The organism is Aporhodopirellula sallentina SM41, assembly GCF_000346505.1.
GTDB classification, from domain to species: Bacteria; Planctomycetota; Planctomycetia; order Pirellulales; family Pirellulaceae; genus Rhodopirellula; species Rhodopirellula sallentina.
Genome location: NZ_ANOH01000392.1, coordinates 1 through 15,188 on the forward strand (window position 1 = coordinate 1; position 15,188 = coordinate 15,188).

The following is a 15,188-nucleotide window of genomic DNA, read 5'->3' on the forward strand; positions in this document are numbered from 1 at the left end:
CCCGCCTGAATCGATTCAGGAGGCCAGCGGCGGAAATTCTAGCTGAATTCAAAGTGGTGCTCACTGAAGACATCGAACCCAAGCAGGCTTTATTGGAGAACCAACTCGATATCGCGGCAAAGTTGGAATTCGCCAATAACGAACCATCATCCATCCGTGTGACCGCCTTTGCGGGTGACCAAGCTAGCCAGTCCGCACGCCGTATTTTGATCGAACGGTTGCATTGGTTGAAACTGGAAGACACCGTTGGAATCTTAAAGAGGCATCTTCCGCAGTACACCGCGTTCCAAATTGAGGCCGATGAAATCGGCGAGCGTTCCGAAAGCAACGTACTGGCCTCAATCATTCCTCTCGTGTTGGTGTTGATGACGATTACCGGGGCGGTTTATCCGGCAATTGACTTGACGGCTGGCGAAAGAGAACGGGGCACGATGGAAGCTCTGATGGCGTCGCCGGTCCCGCGTTGGTGGTTGTTGTTGGCAAAGTACGTCGCCGTGGTCAGTGTGGCCTTGTTAACAGCGGTCGCGAACCTGGGCGCGATGTTCACGACGTTGACACTGACCGGATTGATGCCGATGCTCGCTGGAGACGGGCCCGGTCTTGGGCTGAAGCAGATGGCGTTGATCTTTCTGTTGCTCGTTCTCTTCAGTGCGTTCTTTGCAGCGGTTTTGTTGTCGTTGACCAGTTTTGCGAGATCGTTCAAAGAGGCACAGGCGTATTTGATCCCGGTGATGCTTCTTTCGCTCGCCCCGGCGATGTTGTCGCTTATGCCTGGGATCGGGCTCGATGGGATGCTCGCAGTGGCTCCGCTGCTCAACATCGTGTTGCTGGCCCGGGAAATCTTAGCGGATAACATTCACGCCTTTGGCGCCACGGTCGCGGTCGCATCAACGGCTCTGTACGCTGTCGCTGCGCTTGCGGTCGCTGCCAAACTGTTTGGTAACGATGCCGTAAACCGGACGAGTGATGCGTCGATCGGAGCGATTTTTCGACGTCCAGCCGAATCGACGCCTCGGCCGACGGTTGGGGAGGCGGGAATGGTCGTGGCTCTGCTGCTGCCCGCGTCGTTTGTTGTTTCCAACGCGCTGATGCAGTGGATGCGAGGCCAAGAGGGCGAGGTCAACGTATCGCTGCAACTCATCCTCAATGCGGTGGCGCTGATCGCTTCCTTCGGACTCATTCCACTGGCCGCGACGTATATCGGGCGGCATCAATATCTCTCAACCTATCGCCTGACCCCTAGCCGAATCGGTTTCTACATCGGGGCGGCTGTATTGGCCTGCGGTGGATGGGCGTTTGCCCATGAAGCGTTGGTTTTGGCTGACCAATGGGGATGGGCGATCTTGAGTGAAGAGCAGATCGAGCGGACTCGTGGGGTGCTCGAAAAGTGGAAAACGATCTCACCGGTGGTACTGTTGGCGACGATGGCGTTGGCACCTGCCGTGATCGAAGAGTTGTGTTTCCGCGGGTATCTGTTTTCAGCGTTTTCGAAGGTGCTGCGTCCTTGGCAAACGATCATGGTCACCGCTGTCTTGTTCGGATTGTTCCATGTCTTCGTGGGCAGCACGCTGTTGGTGGAGCGATTTTTGCCGACAACGCTGCTGGGGATTTTGCTCGGCTGGGTAGCGTACCGCAGCGGGAGCGTTCTGCCGGGAATGTTGTTGCACTTCCTTCACAACGGTTTGCTCGAACTCGTCGCCCGCTACCACGAGAAGTTGAACTTCCTCGGCTCCGAAATCGAAGAAAGTCGCCATTTGCCGGTGGCATGGCTGGCCGTTACCGGCGGGTGTGTCGTGATCGGCATTGCGATCATCTGGTGGACTCGGCCACTACGATCGGTAGAGGCGGTAAGCGCTTGACGACGTACGTCGTGACGCGATGCGAGCCATCCCGACGACGGCACCGGAGACGGCACCCCAGAGCAACGCCTCTTTCCACGCGACATCCGGAGACGTTGGGTTCTGTGGCGGTGCTTTGTTGAGCGTGGTCTTCCATCCGGCCTGCAACGCGCGTCGGGCGAGAAAGGTGGTCGCGATTGCGACGCCAAAGGCCAACGCGTTTTCTGCTTTGCTGATGCCCTCATTCCGGTCATCGGTCTGGTTTGGCAGGTGGCGTTGAGCGTATTCGCTGATGTCGGAAACGTTTTCTTTGATTTGATCGAGCATTAACCTCGGTCCTCTTGGTTGGGATAGGTAAGGGGGCGGTGGCGCGTCGGAGTAATTCCGCCAGGGTGTTCGACGTAGATTTTCTCGCCGCAATGGGGACAAGCGACCGCACGGTCCGCCACGTGTTTACCGCACGCGGGACACGGCGTTTGATTGAGCGGAGCGTTGTCAGATTGTTTGGTTTCCATCGATTTCTCTCGGTATGCGGAACGATGAGTTGTGGCGGTATGACGTTCAGGAAAAAGACCCGGCACGTGCACCGTTTGGAAAGCCACTACATCGAAACCGACGCGTTGATTGCTTCATTCGTTTCGGGACGTTCACCATGCATGTAGGCCTTCCCGGCTTTGATCAGATATCGCAGGCCGTTGGTGCCTGAGTTATCCCAGTATTCACCGTGATCGGCTTCCACTCGTAGCAACAAGATTGACTGGCTTGCTTTCCCTTCAGGGAACCAAACCTTCCACGCCTCGGACCATAACTCGTCGAGTTTCGCTCGATCGTCAACGGCGTGAGCGGTTCCCGAGACGACAGCAAATTTGTTTGAGCCCTGCATCGTCACAGCGACTTCGTCGTCGAGCATCAGGTCTGCGACTTTTCCCGAATTGCGGTCAGTGACGAACCAAATGTCGCCATCATCTTCAATCTGTGCGACCGCCATTGGACGAGCCTCAAGGGATCCTTCGCTGGATCGGGTCACCAGCATGGCGTTGTCGAAGTCGTTCAGCAGTTCAAGAAGCTTTTTGTTTTGATCCATGAGATTGTCTTTCCGGCATGTATGTGGATTGCAACCCAAAGGGATTGCACTGAGTTGGTCGACGCCTGGCGTATGTTGGAACGCCACGCTCGTGTTAGCGCCAACGTGGTGGAATGAGTTGTTGGTACGGCGTCGGTTGGGGGCGAGCACGGAAATAGGCAGCCGTTGCTAGTACGCCGAGGGCGAGTCCGCCGACGAAAGCCAGTCCGGTAATCGTTCCAGGGTGCTCGTCCACTTCGTACCGAACACGGTCGACGGCGGTGTTAAGTTGAGGCGTGACTTGTTCGGTGATCTGTTCACCGGTGTGACTCACCTGCTCGAGCAGTGAAGGCGCGGGGGCGAATTCTCGGACGACCGATTGGATTTCCTCTGGCGAGGCTTTGGTGTATTCGTTGAGGAACTTTTCGACTGCGTCGCGATTGCACGGCAACGTGTGAAGTTCTTGTTCGTCGATATGGGACCACCGAGTATGGATCGCTTCCTTGACGCGACTCCATGGCTCGGATGACCAATCGTTGGAGACGTCCATCGTGGTTTGTGCTTCAGACATGAGACACTCCTATGTGAAGATGAATGCAGTCAGGACGCGACAGAGCGTTGAAGACTCGCATTCGGCTCGTTGTTTTGCGAGAGAAAACGCAAACCTTGTGCCAGACCTCAGCCACCCGCGATGAGAAACGTGCATGGGCAGGCTCTGCGAGGCCGTAAAACGCCAAGCCGGACAGGGATTGTCACGCCGGACACGAACCGCGGTGCCGCATCGAGAAGGTCGATCACACGACAGGTTGCACGCTGATCAGTCGAATCGGGCTTTTGCTACTCGCCCGGATCGCAATCGTTTCGGGCTATTAACGCGACGCCGACGTTCACCCGCCGGAGCGAGGCGGACGAGTCTTAGTGAGAAGCGACCAATTGGTTGATCTTGTCGACGGCGAGCCGAAGTGACCGGGCGGCCATCAGGAAATTAGTGTGGCCGCTGACTTCCGGCTGAATCTGCTCGTACAACTGCGTTGCACCGGAGAGGCGACGCAGTTTCTTTTTAGCCATCTTCAAATAGGCGGTTGGGTCGGTCGAATCGTCGACCGGACCGACCGCGAGGATGAAATCATACAGGTCACGAACGATCTCGTGCATATCCTCATCCTCTTCGGCTTCGTCGCAGTGTTTGAGGAAGGTTCGCACCATCCACACGTGCGTCAGTTCCGCGTCGATTTGGACAACGCGGTTCATTGCGTCTTCGTTACTATCCATTTCAGCCGACATGCTTTCCTACGAAATCACGTGGTGGTGGCGTCCGGAGTTTTTGTTTCCGCGGCGAGCAATTCGGCCTCGGCACTATCGGACTTCGCCGATTCCGCAGCCGGTTTCTTAGGGGCGTGTCCGTGAGGCGTGTTCATGGCGACGATGATCACTCCAACCACGGTGAGTGCCATCCCAACCCAAAGCAATGGGCTCACGGTCGTGCCTGCGTGAAGGCGGATCACCGACACGATCGCGGAGATCGACACTGCGCCGCCGAAAACGATCGGCATGACGAGCAAGGCGTTGCCACGGCTGGTCATCATCGCGGTCGTTAGACACAGTGCACCGAACGCGCCGAGAGCCCCGGCGAGGAAACCCCATTTCATGGTTGGGAAGTACTGCCCGGTGAAGCTGAACGAGTCACCTTTGACACCCATCATCACAAGGCCACCAATGATCGCGATGACCAGGTAGGCGATGCCGATGAAAACATAGGGTTTGAATGGCGACCACAACGGCACACCATCCACGCGAGGAGCTTGTGCGTTCCCAATGGTTGGACCGTAACATCCCCAGAAAATGGCGGTGCCAACGGCAAAGAGAATGGGTACTAACATCTTATTCATGTCTCTCTCGAGCGAGGGTGTGGTGTTTTTAACAGGAGCATCAGACAGCGCGGCTTTGCGAAGCCGGTCAAAGCCATCGATCCGATGCGACGATTGCAATCGTTGTCAATTCGGATCGGTTTGCGTTTACACGTTGAAAAGGAAGTGACAGATGTCACCGTCCTGCATGATGTAGGATTTGCCTTCGACGCGAAGCTTCCCGGCAGCCCGGATTTCCTTTTCAGTCTTGTATTGTTCCAAGTCGTCCAGGTTATAGATCTCTGCCCGGATGAATCCACGTTCGAAGTCGCTGTGGATCACACCGGCGGCTTGCGGGGCGGTGGATCCGATGGGAACTGGCCACGCACGGACCTCTTTTTCACCCGCGGTGAAGTAACTCTGCAGCCCGAGGGTTCGGTAGGTTTCGCGAGCGATGATGTTGAGCGACGGTTCCTCGAGCCCGACGTCGGATAGCATCTCGGCTCGATCCTCCTCGTCGAGTTCCGCAATTTCGGCTTCGAGTTTGGCACAAACGCAAGCGACCTTGGCACCGGTCTTTTGAGCGTGCCCGCGAACTCTCTGGACCAATTCATGTTCGCCGGCGAGGTCGTTTTCGTCCACGTTGGCGACATAGAGAATGGGTTTGGCTGTCATCAGGCCGTAACTGCTGATCGCGGCGGCCTCGGCTTCGGGTAGTTCGAGTGTCCGCAGCGGTTGTTCGCTCTCGAGATGAGCGTTGCATTTTTGGATCGCGGCGACCCGCAGTTTGGCCTCCTTGTCGCCACTGCGGGCGGTTTTCTCCGCCTTGGGTAACGCGTTTTCGAGCGTTTGCATGTCGGCGAGGACGAGTTCGGTCTCGATCGTGTCGATGTCCGCGATGGGATCGACGTTGCCAGAGACGTGGGTGACGTCGGGATCTTCGAAACAACGAACGACTTGCATGATCGCATCCACTTGGCGGATGTGGCTGAGGAATTTATTCCCCAAACCTTCCCCCTCGGAGGCGCCTTTGACGATGCCGGCGATGTCTACCAATTTCAACGAAGCCGGAATGATTTTCTGCGGCACGATGAACTCGGTGATGCGAGACAATCGTGAGTCGGGCACACTGACGATGCCTTCGTTGGGTTCGATCGTGCAGAACGGGTAATTGGCACTTTGAGCCGCGACGCTGCTGGTCAGGGCGTTGAAAAGTGTGCTTTTGCCTACATTCGGCAAGCCGACGATTCCGGCTTCCATCGAAAACCTTTGTGGTAGTGGACTGCGGGAGGGGAAACGAATTGCCAGCATTCCGATCGCTGGCATCGTGCATAACGGACGCATGTTATCGCCGTTTCGTCCCGATTCGTCGACCCACGTGATCTTCCAAGAGAAAAACAGCCCAAAACAGGCTGGTGGCGTCCTGACGCGGGCGATCCGCGGTTCCCCGCAAATTGGTGGTCACAGGTACGAATGCGGAAACGCGGAGCCGGAAAAGTGGGCGTCCTGTTTGTTGGCTGTGATTTGAAACGCAGAGGCGCAGAGATCGCCGAGGGTTGGTCTCACAAGTATTTTCTCTGCGCTCTCTACGCCTCTGCGTTTGATCTCTCCCCTGCTCCACCACGCCATGGGCAACCATGCTGGCCGGTGTTGCCATTAATTGACAGCTCCTGTGTTTAGAATGTGGAGACGAGGAGCCGAAAAAGTGGGCGTCCTGTTTGTTGGCTGTGATTTGAAACGCAGAGGCGCAGAGATCGCCGAGGGTTGGTCTCACAAGATTTTCTCTGCGCTCTCTGCGCCTCTGCGTTTGATCTCTCCGCAACTCCGTCTCGCTATCTCCTCCTCGCCCGGGACCAAGTATGAATCGTGACCCACGAACTCAAGCGATTATCGGAGCCGCGATCGAAGTCCATCGGCAACTTGGGCCAGGTCTGCTGGAATCCGCCTACCGCAAATGCCTCGCGTTTGAACTTGGCAAACGCGGACACGATGTCATCGAAGAACAACCGATCCCTGTTGTCTATGACGAATTGCACATGGAGTGTGGATTTCGAGCAGACCTGATCGTCGATAATGAAATTGTGGTTGAGTTGAAGGCGAAATCAGCAATTCACCCCGTCGACAAAGCTCAGTTGCTCTCCCATCTACGACTCGCAAAGAAGTCGGTGGGTTTGCTGATCAATTTTCATGAAGTCAAGTTGATCGACGGGGTGACGCGCATCGTGAATGACTACCGAGCAGGGTAGTTTTGAAACGCAGAGGCGCAGAGGGTTGGTCTTACAAGATATTTCTCTGCGCTCTCTGCGACTCTGCGTTTTGTCCCTCACTCTCGATCGCCAACGATCCGGATGTTGTTATCGAGGAACAGGGGTCCCTCAATGAACATCTGGCATCGGGCGAACCGCACCTGGCCAGCGTTCTGGTTTGGCGGTGCCGGCGACCACGACGCCTTTGCGTTCCCAGTTCAAGTATGCGGTGACATCGGCGGGGCAGTATCGCAGTGTCAAGCCGCATCGTCGTCGATCGCTCGCGTTGGGGGCTGAACCGTGGACGAGCAGGTCGCTGTGGATAGAGATTTGCCCAGCCTGAATCGGTGTGAATCGGTACTCGCCGTACTGTTGAGGTTCCGACACGACTTGGTCGAGCACGTTTCCCGAGTCCGCATCGGTTGTATCGAAATCGATCAACCCATGCCGGTGCGAGCCGGTATACACCTCCATTCCCCCGTTCTCCAAATCTGCGTCATCGATCGCTAACCATACGGTGACCGCTTTCGTGGGCGTTAAGGGCCAGTAACTACAGTCTTGGTGCCAGTCGACGCGTTTGCCGTCGCCGGGCATTTTACAGAAGAAGTGGGAGCCCCATCCGATCACGTTTTCGCCTAGCAAGTCTTTCACGTAAGCGACAATTGTCGGGTTGGCCAGCAGATCCCAAACCCGAGCGTGTTTGAGGTGGGCACTGCTGATCGAGTAACTGTCTTTGCCTTCCGCGAACGTTTGGCGAAGCAGTTCGTCGAAGTACTCCCGCAGTGATTCGGTTTCAGAGTGCGTCAGAACATCGAGCGGCCCGAGGTAGCCGTCGCGGTTCCAATCCTCGATTTGCGATCGCGTTAACGCCGAAGGGGAATCGTTTTCGGTAGGAGAAAAGCGGATGTCGCGCTGGACGGTCGCGATTGATTTTCGGTCGGGAATGATCGCAAAATCGGTGTCGTCTTTCATTGCATTTCAGCCCAAGATGCAGTCAGCCGCGATTGGGAACGGTCGGCGTGGGGAAGCCAACGGTCGATGCGACGGCGGCGCGGCGTTGTCCGTGTTAACGGCCCACGCTGTTGATTCTACTGCAATAAGTAACCGCGAGTGCGACTGAGTTGTGTCGACGTGTTAACCGCCGATTGCTTGACTGCGAAGATGCTCGGCTCGGTTGAGAACGTCTTCGGAGGATTCGGTAGCCTGCGGAACCAATTCGACGTCGATGATTCGTTCGTCACGAATCTCGCCAGGCCACAATGTTTCACTAACAAACTCGGCGACCGGCCACTGATACCACGGCGGTTTGATTTTGCGACGGATCGTCTCGGTCCGGAAACCGTCTTTTTCGATTCGGATTTCGCGGGTCCCGTAGTAGACAAAGCTCGTCGCGGCGGGGCTCGTTCCGATCAATTGGTTATCAACGCTCACTGTTGCCCCGGGGGGCGATGTGCGTACCGTCATCCGGCGGCGAACGCATCCCGTGGTGGCGACGACACCTATGAAGCAAACAAACACGGCGGCGGATCGGTAGGTGACACCGTAGCGATACCGGTTGCCAGCATTTTGGCAAAGGGCAGGCGGAGAAGTCTTACGCGCGTGAAACACAATTGATCCGGTTGGGACGCCATGAAAGAGACGGATGAACCCGGTTTAGCAATCTTCCGAGCGAACGGGCTAGATCAATTCGTTTTTCTGTCGGCGTGGCAGAAAGGCGCCGGATCACACGATCAGCGATTGTCCGCCATCGATCCAAATCGGCGTGCCGGTGATGTGGCTGCTCAGGTCGCTCATCAGGAACGCAGCGGCGTTGGCGACCTGTTCCGGCGACCCGAACTCGCCTCCCGTGAGCGGGATGTCACCTTCGGGGTATTCGATCGGTGTTTCAATCTTCTCCAGGTTCCCGCGGTTGGTTTTGTCATGAATCTCGGACTGGATCGAACCGGGACAGATCACGTTTACCCGGATTTTCGATGGAGCGAGCTCCAACGCGAGCATTTGAGCGAGAGCGAATTGCCCGGCTTTGCTCGATGCGTAGGCGGACGCACCTTCGTTGCTAAACGTACGTGTGCCGTTGATCGACGACATGATCACGATGCTGCCTCGGCCTCGTTTCCGCAGGTGGGCGACGCTGTGGTGAATGGTCAGGTACGTGCCGGTGAGATTGACGTCGATCGTTTTCCGCCACTCGTCGGGTGTCATTTCATCGATCGGAGCCCAGGTTCCGTTGGTCCCCGCGTTGGCGACCACGGCGTCGAGGTGTCCGTGGCGTTGAACCGTTTTCTCGACCGCGGCTTTGACCGCATCGCTGTCGGTGACGTCGGCGTGAGCCCATGAGGCGGTGCCGCCGTCGGCTTCAATCGCGTCGACAACGGCCCGCATGTCGGGTTCGTCGCGGCTCACGATCGCGACCGTTGCGCCGCATTTCGCCGCGTGAACAGCGATTCCTTTGCCGATCCCGGAACTGCCTCCGGTAACTAATATTACTTGTTCTGATAAATCGATGTTCATCTTCGTACGATCACATTTAGAGTTGTTGGGCGGGCTCGGTACGCAGGGGCTTTAAGTGATTCCGAGCGAGTCGAACACGGCAAACGGTGCGCCGAGAATCAAGTAACCGGCATCAAATTTTGAGGTAGGATCATGATCCGCCCTCTTCGGTCCGATGGATGCGTCGGAACAGGTATTTTTCACAACCCACATCGAGTCATGATTCATGCCCACGAAACGAGACGTGCTCGCCTGGCTGCGTGAGAACGCGGATGAACGAGGCATCGAGCATTGGAAGCGACGACCTCAGACGCTCAAGAGCTACGGGATCGGTTTGACTCGATTGCGGAAGTACGCCAAGCAAATCGGTCGCGATCACAAACTCGCTCAATCGCTTTGGAAGAGTGACGTTTACGAGACTAAAGTGCTCGGGTTGCTCGTCGATGATCCGAAAGTCGTCACTCGCGAACAGGCTGAGGAGCAAGTCGACGGTGGGCTCGCATCGGGTTATCTCGCCCACGTCTTCGCGTCCTGCGATGCGACGCTCGCCAAGACTCCGTTTGCGTTTGAGTTGGCAAAGGATTGGGTGCAAAGCAAAGATGCGATGCGTCGTCGGTGCGGCTATGCGTTGTTGTATGAGCTGTCCAAACGAAAGCCCAAGGGCATGGACGATGCCTATCTACTCGAGCGGATTGAATGCATCCGCGAAACGATCCACGACGAAGACATGTGGGTGCGAGAGGCGATGAACACCGCATTGATGGGGATCGGAAAACGCAACGCGGTGCTCAACACTGCTGCGATCGACGCCGCCGAAGCGATCGGTCCGGTCGACATTGACTATGGCAACGACAACGATTGCCAACCACTCGACGTGCTCAAGCATCTGCGTTCGGATTACGTGCAGAACAAACTGTTTGGCGAAAAGAAGTAGTCGCAAATTGATCGCTTCGCGTGCCAACTAACCGGAGCAAAAAACGGTTGCTATTTGATCGCACCGAATGCGGCGAAACACGAGTTTTTGTGAAGCAGTTCGATCTTTGTGAATCCGACTTTGCGGAGCAGTTCCATTTGGAAAGTGACCGAACGCGGCGAGTCTTCTTTCTCGATGTACTGGAATACCTTGTCGCGGTATTCGTCACCGCCGAGTTCGCTGAGATAGTCGCCGTACCGCGACCACATCATTTGATGTACTGTCGCGATCTCATGGGAGACTAAATCGGTGATCCAGATCGAACCGCCGGGGCGAAGTAGCCGGTGGATTTTGTTGAACGCGTCCGTCCAATCGGTTTCGTCACGAAGGTGATGCAGCACCGCGGCGGCAAGGATCACGTCGTAGGATTGTTCGGGCAAATCGGCGTTTCGAAAGTCGTCCTGCCAACATGTGATCTTGCTCTGGTTGACAGCGCTCAGTCGTTTCGCGGCACGGTCGAGCATTGGTTTGCTGAGATCCAACAGGTCGGCATCGAAATCGCTTCCGGCGGCTTGTCTTAATTTGATGGTGTTGTTTCCCGCACCGCAGCCGATGTCGAGTACCCGCCCGATGGCAGGCGTCGCCGAAATCGCGGCTTGGGTGATCAGTTCCATCGCCAGTGGAGCATCGATCGTTGCCGATTGCCCGGTTTCGAGAACACTGAATCGTTCGACGTCGTTGTCGAAACGTTCGCGGATTTCGTCGATCGTTGACTTGGATGAAAGGTCGGTCATGACAGGAGAATTTCCGATGGTGATGTGGGGTGGAAAGGTGTGGTTGATCGACAGAGGTGTTCTCGCGTTTTCGTGGCAATGATGAGGACAATGATTCCAATGACTTTCAACGAGCCCGTGTGGTGAATCTTCATCCCGGATCGTTCCACGAAACTTGTTCATAGAGATGCAGCAGACGTTGCCCGCGGTTCGGATTGGCCTGCACGATTTGTGCGATACGGCCTCGCAAATGTTCGGCGAAGTTAGGGTGCGAGTCTCGGTTTTGCGATTCCCATCCGTGACGCAAACAATTCGTTAGGATCGCCCGGAGGAGTTCATACTGTCGGCGGTCGCAGTTGAGTTTTTGGTTCACGGTCAACCCGAGCACTCGCTGTTGGTGGCCGCTGAACATGGTGCGAGTTTTTCGGTGTGCGATTTGGAAGCCTTCTTCCATTGCGATGACGGCAACCGTGGTGGCAATTCGATCGACCCGTGAGGCAAGACACTGCCCGCCGCTGAAGAGCAAATCGTCTGCGTACCGCGTGTAGTTTGCATCGACCGCGCGAGTCAGTCCGGCGAGTCGTCGATCCAATTGAAACGCCACCGCGTTTGCGAGTGTGGGTGATGACGGCGCACCCTGCGGGAGATGAGGAATGGTCAAGTGTTGTTCCCGTTCGGTGGATTCCGAAGTTATCGGGGTGGCCGCCGTGCAGAGCCGGGCCAACGTGAACGCGATCGGTCTGGGGTAGCCACAACGGCGAAACTGGGCGGCGACGCGGCGGAGCGTGATGGTGCCAAAGAAATCTCGGATGTCCATCCTCAGTACCACCCGGCAGTCGGTATGAGGTGCCGCGCATGTAAACACAGATCGCTCGGGACGATACGCGTGGGCAACGTCATGGATCGGTACGTGGGACAGGATCTCAGTGAGGATGAGCCGTTGCACACGTTTGAGTACGGGGCGCGGTTCTTCGATCAGACGCGTTTTGCCGTTGGTTTGATGAAGCGTTCGTCTGGTGTAGTGATCGACGTTGGTTTGACGTCGAAGGTGCGGGAGCAGCAACCATTCGAGTGCACGCAAAGACGGGAGCCCAAGGAAGTCGACGAGTTGCGTGTCGGTCTCAATCGACGGGGAATCGGACTCCGGGGCCGAGATTGCCTCTGCGACCGGAAGGCGAAATAGCTTGTTGTTCTTGCGTGCGGATTGAAGGTAGGGATTGTTTCGCAGATGTCGGATTATCTCGGCGCCAGACGCATATCCTTGTTTGCCGAATTGTTGATTGAGCGAAACGGCGAGTTCCTGCACCCATTTCGCACGGCTGCCGGTTAGTTTTCTTAGGCGACGCGAGACGGACTCTGTGTCTCCGAGCCAGCGGGCCGAAAGACTCGCGGCGAGGAGTTTAGTTAGTTCGGCTGCCGAGACACTGCGTTTGACAACGGGGCGTGGGGCCATGGTGAAGACCGGCGAAAGAGATGCCCGATGAACGATTCGTTCGTTGCGCGGAGAAAGCTCGAGGCGTGCCGACGCCAACCGGTCCGAGTGCTGCGTGAGCTCAAATCCGACGGCAGTCGGATAATCGCTCACGCGATCAATGCTCTGAACAAGTGATTCCCGCGAGGTATCCTCGCGTGGGACACCGATGTTCTCCCGATATTTCGAGAGTGATCACCAGATGTCTAACTTGGTCCTTCGGCAACGCCTCGAGCGATTGCATGATGATGTGCCGAGCGGGCCTCGTCAAACGAGGGCGTTAGGAATCAAAACCTTCGTCAATCGCTCAGGAGTCGGATTGTTTTTGCAACACGTCTTCGACCCAGCTCTTCGCACGCATCATCGTGGGGAATCCGATGGTCGGCGCGGTCAGCATCGCGACATGCCGCAGATCGTCACCGCTGCAACCGGCGTTGAGGGCTTTGCGTGTGTGCGAGTGCGCACCGCCTTCGAGTCCGGCGGTGATGGAGATCGCGAGTTTCACCAACGCGACTTCGCGGTCGGAGAGAGGTCCTGCTTCGCGGGCCGCCTTTCCCATTGCCTCGTAAGCTTGCATGAAATCAGGATAGCTGTCATGCATCTTCTTGTAGCTTTTGGGGATCATCATTTTACCTCGCGTTGTGACAGTGAACGGAACTGAGTTTCGTCGTGGTTCCCAACCGGACCGCGTTCGCAGTGAACGTTGTCAACCGAGCCTTAGGTGTCGGCCGACACGTGGGCGCGGAACAACTCGTTGAGTTGACGAGTGATCGGGCCGACTTGTCCGTCCGCGATCAAACGTCCGTCGAGTCGAACGGCCGGGATCACTTCGGCGGCACTGCCGGTGAGGAAACACTCATCGGCGATGAAAAGATCGTGCCGCGTGAGCGTTTCTTCGGCGACCTCGATGCCGGCCTCACGAGCGAGGTCCATGACTGTGTTCCGCGTGATGCCTTCGAGAATGCCGGCGTGGATTGGTGGTGTGATCAGACGTCCGCGGCGGACGATAAAGAGGTTGTCGCCGGTGCACTCGGCCACCTCGCCTTTGTGATTGAGCATCACCGCTTCAATACACCCGGCGCGGATGGCTTCGATCTTCGCCATGATGTTGTTGAGGTAGTTGAGTGATTTGATTCGCGGGCTCAACGCGGCCGGGTGGTTACGGATGGTCGATGCGGTGATCAGATCCAAACCTTCGGTGTAGAACTTCTCTGGATACAGCGAGATCTTATCAACGATGATGATGACCTGAGGATCCTCGCACTTGTACGGATCGAGTCCGAGTTGATTGCCGCCTCGGGTGCAGACCAACCGCACATAGGCTTCGGCCAATCCGTTCTGCGTCACGGTTTCCTCGACGGCGGTCCGCATCTCGTCGATGTTGATCGGGATTTCAAGAGCGATCGCGCGAGCCGACTCGTAAAGGCGGACCAAGTGATCTTCGAGCGCGAAGACTTTGCTGTTGTAAACTCGCATGCCTTCGAATACGCCGTCACCATAGAGCAGGCCGTGATCGTAGACGCTGATTTTGGCATCTTCGCGTGAGAAGTATTCGCCGTTGATGTAGATCGCTTGAGACATGTGCAAAGGAAGAACGCGAGGGGAAGGACGGTTGGAGAGTTTGCGAGGGAAGGAGTCGATGTCAGTCGACCGATGCGGCAGTGACCGCGCCGACGACGCCTGCATCGAAGTAGTTGATCGACATTCCCGCGTCGACGACCAACGATTGAGCGGTGATGCCGCTCGAACGAGACGACAACAGGAACGCGGCCGTAGCGGCGACCTCATCGGTCTCGACGGCTCGCCCGCGAGGAATCACCTTCTCCGCGTAGAGATACGAGTCGACGTAACCGGGGATGCCCGCCGAGGCGCTCGTTTTGAGCAAGCCCGCAGCGACGGCGTTGAATCGGACTTCGCTGAATCGGCTGAATGATTTGGTGAGGAATGCCAACGAAGATTCCAGCGCCGCTTTGATCGGCGCCATGAAGCCATAGCTCTCACTCGCCATCCGCGTTGTGCTGATGCCGATCGTCACGACCGAGGCGTCTTGGGCGAACCGGTCGCGGACGGCGTTGCAGACCGCGGTCAGCGAAAAAGCGGAGATGTCGATCGCCTGCAAGAACTGTTTGCGGGTCGTTTCATGAAACGGAAGCATGCCTTCGCTGTAGTCGGCGAACGCGATCGCGTGCACGAGTCCGGCCAGCTCGACGTTTTCCGAGGCGAGGGTACCGGCGAGGGAATCGATTTGAGATTGATCTTCAACATCGCAAACGATCACGCGACGCCCGGCGAGCAGTTTGGCGGTGCTCTCACGTCGAGCTTCACTGCGGACGGTGTAGATCACTTCGCCGCCGGATTGCTCGATCATGCGGGCGATGGCCCACGCGACGCTCTTGCGATTGGCCACTCCCATGACCAGGTATTTCTTGCCGGAGAAGCCGAGAAAATCCATCGCCGGCGAGGGGTCGCTGTTGCTCACGACGCGTCACCTCCCGGTTTCGTGATGCTGCAGGCGAACTCCAACCGTGTGGTCGTCTTTCCGTTGAG

At 56.8% G+C, this 15,188-nt stretch carries 18 protein-coding genes; 3 read left to right on the top strand and 15 right to left on the bottom strand.

Annotation, left to right across the window (positions count from 1 at the left end; all coding sequences use genetic code 11):
- Positions 1-1,859: CPBP family glutamic-type intramembrane protease (locus tag RSSM_RS25195; RefSeq protein ID WP_236621377.1), on the top strand; the 1,859-nt coding region annotated here is incomplete at its 5' end.
- Here RSSM_RS25195 and RSSM_RS25200 read toward each other — a convergent pair.
- From RSSM_RS25200 to ychF, 7 genes are all read right to left on the bottom strand, one after another.
- Positions 1,830-2,165 carry a DUF4235 domain-containing protein gene (locus RSSM_RS25200; RefSeq protein ID WP_008686551.1) on the bottom strand — a complete coding sequence of 112 codons (336 nt, stop codon included), beginning with the start codon at positions 2,163-2,165 and terminating at the stop codon, positions 1,830-1,832. The genes RSSM_RS25195 and RSSM_RS25200 overlap by 30 nt on opposite strands.
- Complete coding sequence (locus tag RSSM_RS25205; RefSeq protein WP_044303627.1) at positions 2,165-2,353, bottom strand: zinc ribbon domain-containing protein; 189 nt, start codon at positions 2,351-2,353, stop codon at positions 2,165-2,167. Before RSSM_RS25205 ends, RSSM_RS25200 begins: the two co-directional genes overlap by 1 nt.
- Before the next feature lie 86 nt (positions 2,354-2,439).
- The gene (locus RSSM_RS25210) at positions 2,440-2,922 is read right to left on the bottom strand and encodes a pyridoxamine 5'-phosphate oxidase family protein (RefSeq protein ID WP_008686552.1); all 483 of its coding nucleotides are present in this window, start codon (positions 2,920-2,922) and stop codon (positions 2,440-2,442) included.
- 94 nt (positions 2,923-3,016) lie between these two features.
- A complete protein-coding gene (locus RSSM_RS25215) occupies positions 3,017-3,472 on the bottom strand; it encodes a hypothetical protein (protein WP_008686553.1) in 456 nt (151 codons plus the stop codon).
- A 344-nt stretch (positions 3,473-3,816) separates the two neighbouring features.
- On the bottom strand, positions 3,817-4,173 hold the full coding sequence (locus RSSM_RS25220; RefSeq protein ID WP_044303628.1) for a hypothetical protein: 357 nt from the start codon (positions 4,171-4,173) through the stop codon (positions 3,817-3,819).
- A gap of 26 nt (positions 4,174-4,199) precedes the next feature.
- Positions 4,200-4,790, bottom strand: a complete 591-nt coding sequence (locus RSSM_RS25225) for a hypothetical protein (RefSeq protein WP_085980024.1) — start codon at positions 4,788-4,790, stop codon at positions 4,200-4,202.
- Positions 4,791-4,916: 126 nt separating this feature from the next.
- On the bottom strand, positions 4,917-6,008 hold the full coding sequence (gene ychF, locus RSSM_RS25230; RefSeq protein WP_008686557.1) for a redox-regulated ATPase YchF: 1,092 nt from the start codon (positions 6,006-6,008) through the stop codon (positions 4,917-4,919).
- A 599-nt stretch (positions 6,009-6,607) separates the two neighbouring features.
- On the opposite strand from ychF, the gene RSSM_RS25235 reads away from it, so the two are divergent.
- Entirely contained in the window at positions 6,608-6,994 is a 387-nt protein-coding gene (locus tag RSSM_RS25235) for a GxxExxY protein (RefSeq protein WP_008686560.1), read from the top strand.
- Between the two features lie 129 nt (positions 6,995-7,123).
- On the opposite strand, the gene RSSM_RS25240 is transcribed toward RSSM_RS25235, so the two are convergent.
- The 3 genes from RSSM_RS25240 to RSSM_RS25250 form a co-directional block, all read right to left on the bottom strand.
- Complete coding sequence (locus RSSM_RS25240; RefSeq protein ID WP_008686561.1) at positions 7,124-7,966, bottom strand: phytanoyl-CoA dioxygenase family protein; 843 nt, start codon at positions 7,964-7,966, stop codon at positions 7,124-7,126.
- A gap of 162 nt (positions 7,967-8,128) precedes the next feature.
- Positions 8,129-8,602 carry a PEGA domain-containing protein gene (locus tag RSSM_RS25245; protein WP_236621379.1) on the bottom strand — a complete coding sequence of 158 codons (474 nt, stop codon included), beginning with the start codon at positions 8,600-8,602 and terminating at the stop codon, positions 8,129-8,131.
- A 114-nt stretch (positions 8,603-8,716) separates the two neighbouring features.
- Complete coding sequence (locus RSSM_RS25250; RefSeq protein WP_008686563.1) at positions 8,717-9,505, bottom strand: SDR family oxidoreductase; 789 nt, start codon at positions 9,503-9,505, stop codon at positions 8,717-8,719.
- 205 nt (positions 9,506-9,710) lie between these two features.
- Between RSSM_RS25250 and RSSM_RS25255 the strand changes: the two genes are divergently transcribed.
- Positions 9,711-10,418, top strand: a complete 708-nt coding sequence (locus RSSM_RS25255; protein ID WP_008686564.1) for a DNA alkylation repair protein — start codon at positions 9,711-9,713, stop codon at positions 10,416-10,418.
- 50 nt (positions 10,419-10,468) lie between these two features.
- Here the strand turns inward: RSSM_RS25255 and RSSM_RS25260 are convergent, their stop codons facing one another.
- From RSSM_RS25260 to RSSM_RS25280, 5 genes are all read right to left on the bottom strand, one after another.
- A complete protein-coding gene (locus RSSM_RS25260; RefSeq protein ID WP_008686566.1) occupies positions 10,469-11,191 on the bottom strand; it encodes a class I SAM-dependent methyltransferase in 723 nt (240 codons plus the stop codon).
- A 130-nt stretch (positions 11,192-11,321) separates the two neighbouring features.
- Positions 11,322-12,755 carry a reverse transcriptase family protein gene (locus tag RSSM_RS25265; RefSeq protein ID WP_008686567.1) on the bottom strand — a complete coding sequence of 478 codons (1,434 nt, stop codon included), beginning with the start codon at positions 12,753-12,755 and terminating at the stop codon, positions 11,322-11,324.
- A gap of 193 nt (positions 12,756-12,948) precedes the next feature.
- Positions 12,949-13,266, bottom strand: coding sequence for a carboxymuconolactone decarboxylase family protein (locus RSSM_RS25270; protein WP_390174070.1), 318 nt, complete (start codon positions 13,264-13,266; stop codon positions 12,949-12,951).
- A gap of 92 nt (positions 13,267-13,358) precedes the next feature.
- The gene (gene ilvE / locus RSSM_RS25275; RefSeq protein ID WP_008686571.1) at positions 13,359-14,222 is read right to left on the bottom strand and encodes a branched-chain-amino-acid transaminase; all 864 of its coding nucleotides are present in this window, start codon (positions 14,220-14,222) and stop codon (positions 13,359-13,361) included.
- 61 nt (positions 14,223-14,283) lie between these two features.
- On the bottom strand, positions 14,284-15,093 hold the full coding sequence (locus RSSM_RS25280) for an enoyl-ACP reductase FabI (RefSeq protein ID WP_044303634.1): 810 nt from the start codon (positions 15,091-15,093) through the stop codon (positions 14,284-14,286).
- Positions 15,094-15,188 lie beyond the last annotated feature (95 nt).

Bases quoted from the DNA above. Each gene is read 5' to 3' on its own strand.
- RSSM_RS25205 (WP_044303627.1), bottom strand. From the start codon at position 2,353: ATGGAAACCAAACAATCTGACAACGCTCCGCTCAATCAAACGCCGTGT.
- RSSM_RS25260 (WP_008686566.1), bottom strand. From the start codon at position 11,191: ATGACCGACCTTTCATCCAAGTCAACGATCGACGAAATCCGCGAACGT.
- ychF (WP_008686557.1), bottom strand. From the start codon at position 6,008: ATGGAAGCCGGAATCGTCGGCTTGCCGAATGTAGGCAAAAGCACACTT.
- RSSM_RS25215 (WP_008686553.1), bottom strand. From the start codon at position 3,472: ATGTCTGAAGCACAAACCACGATGGACGTCTCCAACGATTGGTCATCC.
- RSSM_RS25210 (WP_008686552.1), bottom strand. From the start codon at position 2,922: ATGGATCAAAACAAAAAGCTTCTTGAACTGCTGAACGACTTCGACAAC.
- RSSM_RS25225 (WP_085980024.1), bottom strand. From the start codon at position 4,790: ATGAATAAGATGTTAGTACCCATTCTCTTTGCCGTTGGCACCGCCATT.
- RSSM_RS25200 (WP_008686551.1), bottom strand. From the start codon at position 2,165: ATGCTCGATCAAATCAAAGAAAACGTTTCCGACATCAGCGAATACGCT.
- RSSM_RS25280 (WP_044303634.1), bottom strand. From the start codon at position 15,093: ATGGATTTTCTCGGCTTCTCCGGCAAGAAATACCTGGTCATGGGAGTG.
- RSSM_RS25240 (WP_008686561.1), bottom strand. From the start codon at position 7,966: ATGAAAGACGACACCGATTTTGCGATCATTCCCGACCGAAAATCAATC.
- RSSM_RS25235 (WP_008686560.1), top strand. From the start codon at position 6,608: ATGAATCGTGACCCACGAACTCAAGCGATTATCGGAGCCGCGATCGAA.
- RSSM_RS25270 (WP_390174070.1), bottom strand. From the start codon at position 13,266: ATGATCCCCAAAAGCTACAAGAAGATGCATGACAGCTATCCTGATTTC.
- RSSM_RS25255 (WP_008686564.1), top strand. From the start codon at position 9,711: ATGCCCACGAAACGAGACGTGCTCGCCTGGCTGCGTGAGAACGCGGAT.
- RSSM_RS25220 (WP_044303628.1), bottom strand. From the start codon at position 4,173: ATGGATAGTAACGAAGACGCAATGAACCGCGTTGTCCAAATCGACGCG.
- ilvE (WP_008686571.1), bottom strand. From the start codon at position 14,222: ATGTCTCAAGCGATCTACATCAACGGCGAATACTTCTCACGCGAAGAT.
- RSSM_RS25250 (WP_008686563.1), bottom strand. From the start codon at position 9,505: ATGAACATCGATTTATCAGAACAAGTAATATTAGTTACCGGAGGCAGT.